Annotated in this window: 10 protein-coding genes; 4 read left to right on the top strand and 6 right to left on the bottom strand. The window is 52.8% G+C overall.

Annotated features, from left to right (window positions below; genetic code table 11):
- Nucleotides 1-6 precede the first annotated feature (6 nt).
- Nucleotides 7-891 (top strand): carboxylate/amino acid/amine transporter, encoded by an 885-nt coding sequence (locus tag BZG25_RS14125; RefSeq protein ID WP_046074575.1) that lies wholly within the window; start codon nt 7-9, stop codon nt 889-891.
- A 98-nt stretch (nt 892-989) separates the two neighbouring features.
- Here BZG25_RS14125 and fre read toward each other — a convergent pair whose 3' ends face one another.
- From fre to trxA, 5 genes are all read right to left on the bottom strand, one after another.
- Nucleotides 990-1706, bottom strand: coding sequence for an NAD(P)H-flavin reductase (gene fre / locus BZG25_RS14120; RefSeq protein WP_046074576.1), 717 nt, complete (start codon nt 1704-1706; stop codon nt 990-992).
- Between the two features lie 114 nt (nt 1707-1820).
- On the bottom strand, nt 1821-3290 hold the full coding sequence (ubiD, locus tag BZG25_RS14115; protein WP_046074577.1) for a 4-hydroxy-3-polyprenylbenzoate decarboxylase: 1470 nt from the start codon (nt 3288-3290) through the stop codon (nt 1821-1823).
- Between the two features lie 74 nt (nt 3291-3364).
- On the bottom strand, nt 3365-4381 hold the full coding sequence (locus BZG25_RS14110) for a hypothetical protein (protein ID WP_077578170.1): 1017 nt from the start codon (nt 4379-4381) through the stop codon (nt 3365-3367).
- 136 nt (nt 4382-4517) lie between these two features.
- The gene (gene rho, locus BZG25_RS14105) at nt 4518-5783 is read right to left on the bottom strand and encodes a transcription termination factor Rho (protein WP_077578169.1); all 1266 of its coding nucleotides are present in this window, start codon (nt 5781-5783) and stop codon (nt 4518-4520) included.
- 183 nt (nt 5784-5966) lie between these two features.
- Nucleotides 5967-6293 carry a thioredoxin TrxA gene (trxA, locus tag BZG25_RS14100; protein ID WP_046074579.1) on the bottom strand — a complete coding sequence of 109 codons (327 nt, stop codon included), beginning with the start codon at nt 6291-6293 and terminating at the stop codon, nt 5967-5969.
- 112 nt (nt 6294-6405) lie between these two features.
- On the opposite strand from trxA, the gene rhlB reads away from it, so the two are divergent.
- Together rhlB and gppA are read left to right on the top strand one after the other, a co-directional pair.
- Complete coding sequence (gene rhlB / locus BZG25_RS14095; RefSeq protein ID WP_077578168.1) at nt 6406-7695, top strand: ATP-dependent RNA helicase RhlB; 1290 nt, start codon at nt 6406-6408, stop codon at nt 7693-7695.
- Nucleotides 7696-7725: 30 nt separating this feature from the next.
- Complete coding sequence (gppA, locus tag BZG25_RS14090) at nt 7726-9240, top strand: guanosine-5'-triphosphate,3'-diphosphate diphosphatase (RefSeq protein ID WP_077578167.1); 1515 nt, start codon at nt 7726-7728, stop codon at nt 9238-9240.
- 68 nt (nt 9241-9308) lie between these two features.
- Here the strand turns inward: gppA and prlC are convergent, their stop codons facing one another.
- Nucleotides 9309-11351: an oligopeptidase A gene (gene prlC, locus BZG25_RS14085; protein ID WP_077578166.1), complete on the bottom strand. Its 2043-nt coding sequence runs from the start codon at nt 11349-11351 to the stop codon at nt 9309-9311.
- A gap of 283 nt (nt 11352-11634) precedes the next feature.
- On the opposite strand from prlC, the gene gorA reads away from it, so the two are divergent.
- Nucleotides 11635-12990, top strand: a complete 1356-nt coding sequence (gene gorA / locus BZG25_RS14080) for a glutathione-disulfide reductase (protein ID WP_046074583.1) — start codon at nt 11635-11637, stop codon at nt 12988-12990.
- Nucleotides 12991-13056: the final 66 nt, after the last annotated feature.

Genomic DNA, 13056 nt, shown 5'->3' with positions numbered 1-13056 from the left:
GAAGTCATGGGGTATCTTAGCGGCGTCACACTGCTGTGGGCCTTTTCATTTAGCCTGATTGGCGTGTATCTCGCCGGCCAAGTAGACAGTTATTTTTCTGTGCTGATGCGCATTGTATTGGCTGGACTGGTGTTTTTGCCCTTTTTGCGCCCTCGCCAAGTACGCCCTGCCTTTGCCGCAAAATTGATGCTGGTCGGTGCATGTCAACTCGGCATTATGTACTGCTTTTTCTATCAATCCTTTTTATTTTTGTCGGTGCCAGAGGTGCTGCTGTTTACCGTCTTTACCCCGCTTTACGTCACCTTGATTTACGATGCCTTAAAACGCCAGTTTAGCGCCTGGTATCTCGTCACTGCCGCGGTTGCAGTGCTTGGCGCCGTGGTGATCCGCTATGCGACCGTCAATCCTGACTTTTTAATCGGCTTTTTGGTGGTGCAAGGTGCGAACCTGTGCTTTGCGATTGGCCAAGTTGGTTACAAATACCTGCTTGAGAAAGAACAAACTCAGCTGCCTCAGCATGCGGTATTCGGTTGGTTTTATCTTGGCGCCTTAGTGGTGGGTGTGCTGGCTTTTGCCTTGCTGGGCAACAGCGACAAGCTGCCCACGACACCCACCCAGTGGGGTGTATTGATTTATCTAGGCACTATCGCCTCAGGACTGGGGTATTTCTTTTGGAATAAAGGTGCGACGCTAGTTAATGCGGGGGCACTCGCGGTGATGAACAACGCCCTGATCCCAGCCGGCATTGTGGTCAATGTACTGATTTGGAATCGCGAGGCAGATCTCATGCCATTACTCAGTGGCGGGGTGTTGATTTTAGCTGCGCTGTGGTTCAACCAAACCTGGGTCAAACGCCACGTTGCCGCGCAACGGAGTGCCGCCCCACGGTAGGCCGCCCCACGGTAGGCCGCCCCACGGCCTCTGCCACCCAAACACAAAACAGGCAGGGAAATCCCTGCCTGTTCACTTATCCGAGAGAGAAGACGCGATCAGATAAAGGCAAACGCGTCTGAGTAAAGGTGATCGCGGCTCACGCCACGCTCTTTGCAGAACATGTCACGCGCCACACCCGCCATTTCAAAACGGCCAGCGATATAGATGTCGTAAGCGCCCAGGCTGACAAAATCTTCCATCACCGCTTCCAATACATTACCCACTTTGCCGCGCCACTCGCCTTCGGCTTGTTCCACCACTGGCATAAAGGTGATATTACTGTGTGACTCAGCCAGTGCTTGCAGCTCATCATGCGCATAGAGCTGACAAGGGGTGCGGGCGCCCCAATAAATAAAGATCGGAGACTGTATACCTTGGCTAATACAGTGATCGACCATGCTGCGCACGTAAGAAAAACCAGTACCACCGGCAATCAGCAGCAAAGGACGCTCGCTCTCACGTAGCCAAGCATCACCGGCAGGCTCAGTAATTTCAAAGTCCGCTTGACCACTTTCTAACGCGGCTTTGGCCTTTTCAACCACTTCTAAGGCAAACGGGTTTTCATCTGCCGCGCCAACGTGCAGCTCAAGCTCTGCACCCGCTTCACGACATGGGCTGCTTGCCAGCGAAAACGGGCGCTTATCTTTTTCACCCATCACCGCCATCACGTATTGCCCCGGCTGATAGCTCACCGCCTGCTGCGGCTTTAGGATAATGCGGTAGGTGTGACACGCCAACGGCTCAACGGCGGTCACTTCACATAGTATCGACATTCTGTTCCTCTGTTTGTTATTGCTACAGCCGATGAGGTTATTAGAGGCGGCATCACTACCGCCTTTGGCTGTGTTTGTATCGTTAATGGTGAATGCTAGCGCATTCCAATAGGATTAGTCTAAGATCCCTAATTCATCCCAAATCGCGTCGACACGTGCGACGACCTCTGGATCTTTAGCAATAGGCGTCCCCCACTCACGGTCGGTTTCCCCTTGCCATTTATTGGTGGCATCGAGGCCCATTTTCGAGCCGAGCCCAACCACGGGAGAGGCAAAGTCAAGCGAATCAATAGGGGTATTATCCACCATCACGGTATCGCGCGACGGATCCATACGCGTGGTTATTGCCCAGATCACGTCATTCCAATCACGCGCGTTGACGTCGTCGTCACACACTATCACAAACTTGGTGTACATAAACTGGCGCAAGAACGACCACACGCCCATCATCACCCGCTTGGCATGACCAGGGTATTGTTTTTTCATGGTTACCACCGCCATGCGATACGAGCATCCTTCAGGCGGTAGGTAGAAATCGACAATCTCTGGGAACTGCTTTTGCAAAATCGGCACAAACACCTCGTTAAGTGCCACGCCTAAAACGGCAGGTTCATCCGGTGGACGCCCCGTGTAGGTGCTATGGTAAATCGGTTTTTTGCGCATGGTCAGATGCGTCACAGTGAACACATGGTGACGCTCAACCTCATTGTAATAACCGGTATGATCGCCATACGGCCCTTCATCCGCGTACTCATTAGGGTCGATATAGCCTTCCATCACAATTTCCGCACTGGCCGGTACATCCAAGTCGTTGCTGATACATTTGGCCACTTCGGTTTTACTGCCCCGTAATAAGCCGGCAAACGCATACTCGGACAAGGTATCCGGCACGGGCGTCACCGCGCCTAGAATGGTGGCAGGGTCAGCACCATAGGCCACGGTCACTGGGAAAGGTTCATTGGGATGGGTTTGCATCCAATCATGCAAATCTAACGCGCCACCGCGATGGGCCAACCAACGCATGATCACTTTGTTTTTGCCAATCTTTTGCTGGCGATAAATACCCAAGTTTTGCCGCTTTTTGTTAGGGCCACGCGTGATTGTCAGTCCCCAGGTAAGCAAAGGTGCCACATCACCCGGCCAACAGCGCATCACCGGAATGGTATCCAGATCGACCTCATCGCCGCTCAGCACCACCTCTTGGCAACGAGGGCGGCGTACGGTTTTCGCCGGCATGTTGAGCACTTGGCGAAAAACGGGCAGTTTATCGAGTGCATCACGAAAGCCCTTGGGCGGCTCTGGCTCTTTGAGATAAGCAAGCAATTTGCCGACTTCACGTAGCTCGAGGACGTCGTGACGCCCCATGCCCAAAGCAACACGCTTGGGGGTACCAAACAGGTTCGCCAGCACCGGCATGTCATAGCCCACGGGATTTTCAAACAACAGTGCGGGACCACCAGCTCGTAACGTGCGGTCGCAAATCTCGGTCATCTCAAGATCGGGATCAACCGGCTGGCTAATGCGTTTTAGCTCGCCTTGGGTTTCAAGATAGTCAATAAAATCGCGCAAATCGGAAAGTTTCATATCAGGCTCAAGGGGTTAATGGTCGCCTCTATGATACCAAGTTAAGCGGTATCCGGATCGGTAAAGGCTCGACATTAGCGCGACGGTAACGCAGATGCAATGTGCTGTTGGCCAAGCGGCCCGAGCTGGTCTTGTAATCCGCTCAACCAATCCCCCTTGCCCGCTTCCACCAGCAGTTGTGCCACTTCTTTACCTTGACGCAACGACAGCTGTGTTAGCAAAAAGTCGGCAACGGGTGCAGGTAACGGCGACAAATTGGCCAGTTGTCGAATCGCAGGTCCTCGCAGCGAGGGGTTGTCAGCCGCCGCCATCATTTGCCGCAGTGCAAAGGGATCAGTTCCCCGCTCACGCAGCGCGTGCAAGGCCGCAAGGCTATACTGATCGGTGCCTCGGCGCCACAATCGCTCATACAGCGCAGAACGCTCAGTGGCTTGTGCCAACGCCGCCAAAATAGCATTGTCGGGCATCCACATTAGGGTCGGATCATTGAGGTACTGATCGGCCAAATACGCTAAGCCATCGGCGTCATAATCGGCAATCATGGTCACCAAGGCGTCACGGCGTTGACGATAGTCAGACTGATCGGGGTCAATCCACTCGGTCATCACTAATTGGCGATAGCTCAATAGCATGCCGAGCTCTTGGGTTAATTGCTGCTGACGATAGCGATTAAGCTGCTTGCGGGCCGCGGCGGCATAATGAAATGCTGGCGTGGTCACCCAGTAACCATCTTGTTGATGACGCAATAAGAAGTGCGGCTGCTGCTGACTTAAAGTAGCAAGGTACTCACGCCACTTGTCGTTATCAAGCCGCAGAGGCGAAGAAAGCAGCCGATATAAGGTCGCTTCTCGGGTGAGCGGCGGCAGTTGGCGGATGTGCGACTCAAGCGCGCTGATCTCGCCATTGGCTTGGAGGGTAAAGGCAGTCCGCATGGCATCTATCGTGCTCGCTTTATCTAACACTTGCTCGATAAAAGGCTGAGTCACAATTTGGCCCTCTGTCGCTGGCGCGTTGGCCGACACAGAGAGCGAGAAAAGGCCCACTAGACCTAGGCCAATCCCTAATAACTTGATGCGAAAACGTCTTGCCATCCGTTGCAATCCTATCTTCGGTGCCACGCGTCCTGCGTCACCTTTCCTTGGTGACAATGATTGTGCGAGCTCAGTATCAACGGGGCAATAAAAAAGCACTGCGAATGCGCAGTGCTTAACATTATTGCGTTATCAGTTACGAGTTTTGCCGACGCATGGCGTCAAAGAACTCATTGTTGGTTTTGGACATCGCCAGTTTACCAATCAAGAACTCCATGCCTTCCAGCTCGCCCATCGGGTGGACGATTTTGCGCAGGATCCACATTTTTTGTAGTTCATCAGGCTTGGTCAGCAACTCTTCACGACGGGTACCAGAGCGGGTGAAATCGATGGCAGGGAAAACACGTTTTTCAGCAATCTTACGCGACAGGTGTAATTCCATATTACCCGTGCCTTTAAACTCTTCGTAGATCACTTCGTCCATCTTCGAGCCTGTGTCCACCAGCGCAGTGGCAATAATGGTCAAGCTGCCACCTTCTTCCACATTACGCGCCGCACCAAAGAAACGCTTAGGACGGTGCAAGGCGTTGGCGTCAACACCACCGGTCAATACTTTGCCTGACGAAGGTACAACCGTGTTATAAGCACGCGCCAAACGGGTAATCGAGTCCAGCAAGATCACCACGTCTTTTTTGTGCTCCACCAAGCGCTTGGCTTTTTCGATAACCATTTCAGCCACTTGCACGTGACGGTTCGCTGGCTCGTCAAAGGTTGACGCGACCACTTCACCCTGTACCAAGCGCTGCATCTCGGTCACTTCTTCTGGGCGCTCATCAATCAAGAGCACCATCAGTTCACAATCCGGATGGTTGAACGCGATGCTTTGCGCAATGTTTTGCAGCAGCATGGTTTTACCCGCTTTTGGCGGTGCCACAATCAAGCCACGTTGCCCTTTACCAATCGGCGAGGCTAAGTCGAGTACACGGGCGGTGATGTCTTCGGTGGAGCCATTCCCACGTTCCATCACCATGCGCTCGCTGGCGTGCAATGGGGTCAAGTTTTCAAACAGGATTTTGCTGCGAGCATTGTCTGGCTTGTCACTGTTAACTTGGTTAACTTTTAATAGCGCAAAGTAGCGCTCGCCGTCTTTTGGCGGCCGAATTTTACCCGCGATGGTATCGCCTGTGCGCAGGTTAAAGCGACGAATTTGGCTTGGCGATACATAAATGTCGTCCGGGCCGGCCAAATACGAGCTGTCTGCGCTGCGCAAGAAGCCAAACCCGTCTTGAAGAATTTCCAGTACGCCATTGCCGAAAATATCTTCACCGCTTTTTGCGTGCTGTTTGAGGATCGAGAAAATGATGTCCTGTTTACGCAAGCGAGCCAGGTTTTCAAGTCCCATGCTTTCGCCAAGCGCAACCAGCGTCGAGACGGGTTGAGTCTTCAGTTCGGTAAGATTCATAGTGGTGAGTGTCTTGTTTGTCAAAGTTGAGGTCTGAAATTAGTTAGCGTGTCGAGACCAGTGGTATGTTCGAGAGATGAACAGAAGTACAAATTCCGTGCAATAAGGTAGCACCTAAATGGGGTATCGTCTAGTTAGCAGAAAAACAACCGCCGCTGAGAGGCAGCGACGGTTACTTTAGCATTAGAGGTTGGCGTCAAGAAACTCTTTCAACTGAGTTTTTGACACTGCACCAACCTTGGTTGCTGCTACGTTGCCATCTTTAAAGAGCAGCAACGTTGGGATACCACGGATGCCGAACTTAGGCGGTGTACCTGCGTTCTGGTCAATGTTCAGTTTTCCGATGGTGACTTTACCTGCGTATTCTTCAGCGATTTCGTCCAGGATTGGCGCGATCATTTTGCAAGGTCCACACCATTCTGCCCAAAAATCTACCAATACAGGCCCTGCAGCTTTTAGAACGTCTGCTTCAAAGCTGTCGTCGGTTAGCTGCATAATTTTGTCGCTCATCTTCTACTCCAATACATGTTTTTGTTACTGGCTAAATTGCGACCAGTAAATTATGGGACTATTTGACTGGATTCGCTTCCGTATTGCAAGCCTAAGCTGATATTCTATCCGGATGAAAATGACGCATATCACAGAGCAGAAATTTGCCGAGCTCGGCTTGCACGCCGATGTTCTTAAGAGCTTGGAGGCCAAAGGGTTTACTCAATGTACCCCAATCCAAGCCTTGGCATTGCCGGTCCTGCTCACCGGCCAAGACATTGCAGGACAGGCGCAAACGGGGACAGGCAAAACCCTGGCGTTCCTGGCTGCGACGTTTCATCACCTCCTTACAACCGATGCCCCTGCATCGCGTAAAAAGAATCAACCGCGTGCCATCATATTAGCTCCTACGCGTGAATTAGCGATTCAGATCTATAATGATGCGGAGCCGCTATTAGCCAATACGTCGATCAGCGCAGGACTTGCCTATGGTGGCGAAGGCTACGACAAACAGCAACAAACACTTGAACAGGGTGTCGACATTTTAATCGGAACCTGTGGTCGAATCATCGATTTTTACAAAAAGAAAGTGATTGATTTGCATGGTATTCAAGCCGTAGTGCTTGATGAAGCCGACCGTATGTTTGATCTCGGTTTTATCAAAGATATCCGCTTTTTGTTTAACCGCATGCCCGCCCCCGATCAGCGCTTGAACATGCTGTTTTCGGCGACCTTGTCGTATCGCGTTCAAGAACTGGCCTTCGAGCACATGACGAACCCAGAGCATGTGGTGGTCGAGCCCGAACAAATTACCGGCCATCGCATCAAAGAAGAGTTGTTCCAGCCATCGAACAAGGAAAAAATGCCGCTGCTGCAAACCTTGATCGAAGAAGACTGGCCTGAACGCGCGATCATTTTTGCCAACACTAAGCATCGCTGCGAATCGATTTGGGCGCATCTAGCCGCCGATAACCACCGTGTAGGCTTGCTTACGGGTGACGTGCCGCAGAAAAAACGGGTTAAAATCCTCGAACAATTCACTAATGGTGAGCTGGATTTGTTGGTGGCGACTGATGTCGCGGCGCGCGGCCTGCATATTCCGCAGGTGACCCATGTGTTTAATTATGATCTCCCAGACGACGCACAAGACTACGTGCATCGCATTGGCCGAACGGGGCGTGCAGGCGCCAGTGGTAGCTCCATCAGCTTTGCGTGTGAAGAATACGCCGTCAATCTCCCCGCGATTGAAGAATACATCGAACACAGTATTCCAGTCAGCGAATTTGACCGCAGTGCACTGCTAAAAGATTTGCCGCCGCCCAAGAAAATGGCCAAGCGCCCCAATACGCAGCGTCGCAGCAACAACAAAGGTGGCGGAAATAACCGTAACCGCCAACGTCGCCGCCCGCAAAAGTCGGCATAAGGTTTAACGGCACATAGGTCAGAGCGCATCATGAGTGGTCACGGACATCCCACATCGACCCCGTCGCTGTACGCCGCGATTGATTTAGGCTCCAACAGCTTTCATATGCTGGTGGTGCGCCAAGTGGCAGGCAGCGTGCAAACTCTCGCGAAAATTAAGCGAAAAGTTCGTCTCGCCGCAGGTATGGACGACCAACAACAGCTAAGCGACGAAGCCATGCAGCGTGGCTGGGATTGCTTGGCCTTGTTCGCCGAGCGCCTGCAAGATTTCAACACCGATAATATCCGTGTCGTCGCCACGGCGGCCCTACGTCGCGCAAGCAACGCGGATGCGTTTTTAGCCCGAGCTAACAAACTGCTTGGCCACCCGATTGAAATCATTTCGGGGGAAGAAGAGGCGCGTACCATCTACCAAGGGGTCGCGCATACCTCTGGCGGAGCGGGCAAACGCTTGGTGGTCGACATCGGTGGTGCCAGCACCGAGCTCATCATCGGTGAGCAATTTGAGCCTACCTTACTGCAAAGCCTCAATATGGGCTGTGTCACCTTTTTAGAAGACTATTTTGCCGATCGCGTGCTCAATCAATCGGCGTTTGATACCGCGATTGCCGGCGCCAAAGCCGAGTTAGCCCCGCTGATTGCGCAATATCGTGCGCTCGGTTGGGACTGCTGCGTAGGCGCCAGCGGTACCGTGCAGGCACTGCAAGAGATCATGGTCACCCAAGGCATGGATGAAGTGATTACACTCGATAAACTGCATCGTTTGCGCGATCAAGCCATCGCCTGTGGGCAAATGGACGCATTGGATATCGAGGGATTGACGTTAGAACGTGCGCTGGTGTTTCCAAGCGGCTTATCGATACTGATCGCCATTTTCGAGTGCTTAGAGGTGACACGCATGACCCTAGCGGGTGGGGCGCTGCGAGAAGGCTTGGTGTATGAAATGATGACCGCGATGCGCCATAGCGATATTCGTGCCCGCACCATTGCCAGCATCCAGTCTCGCTATCAGCTGGATGAAGCACACGGTATCAATGTCGCCGACACCGCCTTGGAGCTGCTCAATCAATGTCCGGCATCCTGGGTACCTGAGCCGGAAGCACAAAGCTTGCTTCATGCCGCCGCCTGCGTGCATGAAATTGGTTTAAGCATTGGCTTTAAGCAAGATGGTGATCATGCCGCGTATTTGATCACCCATCTCGATCTGCCCGGCTTTACGCGAGCACAGAAACAATTGGTCGCCACCTTGCTCCGCTACTATCGAGAGCAACTGGTGCTCATTGATGGCCAGCACGCGCTGTCTACCACCAGCGCCAATCGTCTGTTGCGCCTGCTGCGAATTGCGGTGATCTTATGCCATCGACGCGACAGTCGCGTCCGACCGATGCTAGCCCTCACTGCCGAGGAGGATGCTCTTACCCTCCACTTGGACACCACATTACTCGAGGCCAGCCCCTTGTTGCGTGCCGAGCTAGAGCAAGAGGCCTTGCGCCAATCAAGCCTTGGGTTGCCCCTAGTGGTGCTCACTGACGAAACTCGCATCTAACACCGGCGATGAATAAAAAAGCCCGCACCAGTGATGATGCGGGCTTTTTTTATTGAAGATCTGCGACACTACGCGGTGGTGATCCCGCTATGACGCAATAAGGCGTCAGGGCTTGGTTCGCGACCTCTAAAGCGCACAAACAAATCTTTCGGTGCCTCACTGCCGCCACGGCTGAGAATATGATTCAGGAAGTCCTCGCCGGTGTCGCGGTTAAAGATCCCTTCTTCTTCAAAGCGCGAGTAAGCATCGCTCGATAGCACTTCTGCCCATTTATAGCTGTAGTAACCTGCACTGTAGCCACCGGCAAAAATATGGCCAAACGCGTGCGGGAAACGGTTCCACTCAGGCGCGGGGACCACAGAGACCTGCTCACGCACCGCACTGAGTGTTTCCATGATCCGCGGGCCGACCTCTGGGTCAAACTCACTGAACAAACGGAAGTCGAATAAACTGAACTCAAGCTGGCGCAACATCGCCATCGCCGAATTAAAGTTCTTCGCGGCGAGCATTTTTTCTAGCATGTCTTCCGGTAAGGCTTCTCCCGTTTGGTAATGCCCCGAGATAAAGCTCAGTGCCTCTTGCTCCCAGCACCAGTTCTCTAAAAACTGGCTTGGCAGCTCAACCGCATCCCAAGGCACACCATTGATCCCTGACACATCCGCCACGTCGACTTGCGTCAACATATGGTGAATGCCATGACCAAATTCGTGGAATAAGGTGACCACTTCGTCATGGGTAAACAGCGCAGGGTCATCGCCCACTGGTGGGTTAAAGTTGCAGGTTAAATACGCCACTGGCGTTTGTAGCTCACCGTCTGCTTGACGACGACGAACGCGACACTCATCCATCCATGCGCCGCCACGTTTGTTTTCTCGCGCATACAAGTCAAGGTAGAAGCTACCGCGCAGGGTGCCTTGGCTATCATGAATATCATAAAAGCGCACACTGTCATGCCAGGTGTCGATGCCTTTACGCTCGGTAATCGTCATGCCAAACACACGATGCATCACTTCAAACAAGCCGGAGAGTACACGTGCTTCAGGGAAGTAAGGGCGAAGCGCTTCATCAGAGATGGTGTAGCGTGCTTGCTTGAGTTTTTCACTGTAATAAGGGATATCCCAAGGCTCGAGGGCATCAACCCCAAACTCTTCTTTGGCATAGGCTTTCACTTCCGCGAATTCACGCTCGCCTTGTGGGCGCGCTTTATCGACCAGATCATTCAAAAAGCCCATCACCTGGTCTGGGGTTTCCGCCATTTTCGTGGCGAGGGATAGTTCACTGTAGTGATTAAAGCCAAGTAGACGTGCTAACTCATGCTTGAGGCGCAGCGACTCGTTCATCAGCTCAGTATTGTCCCACTGCCCCGCCTGCGGCCCGCGATCAGAGGCGCGCGTGGTAAAGGCTTCGTACATTTCCTGACGCAGCGCTCGGTTATCACAGTACATCATGACGGGCAGATACGAAGGGATATCCAGGGTAAATAAGTAACCTTGTTGCGACTTGCTCTCGGCTTGCGCTTTTGCCGCGTTGCGCGCCGATTCGGGTAACCCCGCTAAGTCACTTTCATCGCTAATCAGCTTGCTCCACCCCATGGTGGCATCGAGCACATTGTTGCTAAACGATGATGATAGCTCCGACAACCGCTTTTGAATCTCACCAAAGCGGTGTTGCTGGTCGGCTGGCAAGGCAATTCCGGACAGTTCAAAGTCTTGCAGCGCATCGTTAATCGCTTTTTGCTGTGCCACATCGAGGGCGGAAAACTCAGCACTGTCTTTCATCGCTTTGTATGCTTGGTATAACCCCTTGTGCTGACCACGCCAGGTGGAGTATTCCGACAGTAACGCCAGGCAGCTTTCATACGCCTCACGCAATGGCTGACTATTGACCACCGCATTCATATGGCTCACCGGTGACCAGATGCGGCCAAGTCGATCTTCCGCCTCTGTGACAGGCACACTGACCGAATCCCAGCTGGGTTGCTCAGTCGCCGCCGCGGCATCTACCGCTTGGCGACAGTCAGCAATCGCGGCTTCCACTGCTGGTTTGACATGCTCTGGCTTAATGGCGGAAAACGGAGGTAAATCCTCAAATTGAAGAAGCGGGTTGGACATAGTGCCTTCCTTTTTGCTGATAAGGCGCTCGCATCGCGAGCCCCGGGCAGATAAGTAACCTTATTTATATGCCGTCTCTCTCTACGCTTTTCAATCCCTCCCCGTTTAGCGGGGTGTATTGCGAGCGTTACAAAATGATTCTGAGACTGCTGCCGCACTGTCGGTTTGGTATGCTATGTCTTTAGGGGTCAGAGATAGTGGCTTTACAAGCGACGCCAAACACGACAAGCTGACCTCGATATCAATGCCAGTGGCACCCAGTGCCTATAAGATGGAGAAAGACATGGCGAAGCATTTCGACTACATCTGTATCGGTGGCGGCAGCGGCGGTATTGCCTCAGCCAACCGTGCCGCGATGCACGGTGCTAACGTCGCCCTTATTGAAGCAAAGCACCTTGGTGGCACCTGCGTAAACGTAGGCTGTGTCCCTAAAAAAGTCATGTGGCACGGTGCTCAAGTTGCCGAAGCCCTTAACCTTTACGCATCAGACTATGGCTTTGATGTGGACGTGAAAGGCTTTAATTGGTCGACCTTAGTGGATAACCGTGAAGCCTACATTAGCCGCATTCATAAGGCTTACGACAACGTTCTGGGTAAAAACAATATCGATGTCATTCGTGGTTTTGCCCGCTTTGTCGATAACAACACGGTAGAAGTGGATGGCGAGCACTACACCGCCGATCACTTTCTGATTGCCGTGGGGGGCACACCCACTATTCCGAACATTCCAGGCGCAGAGTTGGGGATTGACTCCGATGGCTTCTTTGCCCTCCCCGAGCAACCTAAACGCGTGGCCGTGGTCGGTGCGGGTTACATTGCAGTCGAAATCGCCGGCGTACTGCATGCCTTGGGCTCTGATACCCACTTATTTGTGCGTAAAGACCGCCCATTACGCACCTTCGACCCCATGGTCACCGACACCTTGGTCGAGGTAATGGAAAAAGAAGGCCCCACTCTTCACACCCAGCATGTCCCCGTGTCGGTCACTGAAGAAAGTGATGGTAGCCTGACTCTGGCCTTTGAAAACGGCACCACCCACAACACGGACACCCTGATCTGGGCGATTGGCCGTCACCCGACGACCGATAAAATCAACCTCGGCGCCACCGACGTGCAGACCACGGCCGATGGCTACATCAAGGTTGACCCCTATCAGACCACCAGCGTCCCACACATTCACTGTGTCGGGGATATTATGGATGGCGGGATTGAGCTGACGCCTGTCGCCGTCAAAGCTGGACGTCTACTCTCAGAACGTCTGTTTAACGGCCAAACGCATGCCAAAATGGACTATGATTTGGTTCCCACCGTGGTATTCAGTCACCCACCCATTGGCACCATTGGTTTGAGCGAACCAGAGGCGCGTGCCAAATACGGCGATGACAATATTAAAGTCTATACCTCCAGCTTTGCGGCCATGTACACCGCCGTCACTCAGCACCGTCAACCCTGTAAGATGAAACTGGTTTGCGCAGGCGATGAAGAAAAAGTGGTCGGTCTGCACGGTATTGGCTTTACCGTTGATGAAATGATTCAAGGTTTTGCGGTGGCGATGAAGATGGGCGCCACCAAAGCGGACTTTGATAGTGTGGTCGCGATTCACCCCACCGGGTCAGAAGAGTTTGTTACCATGCGCTAAACCGCGCGAAATGGGCTCACATCAAAACGCCGTGTTCAACACGGCGTTTTTTATTGGTCACTCGCG

The organism is Salinivibrio sp. ML198, from assembly GCF_001996015.1.
Taxonomy (GTDB): Bacteria; Pseudomonadota; Gammaproteobacteria; order Enterobacterales; family Vibrionaceae; genus Salinivibrio; species Salinivibrio siamensis.
This window is presented reverse-complemented; position numbering and strand designations above follow the sequence as displayed.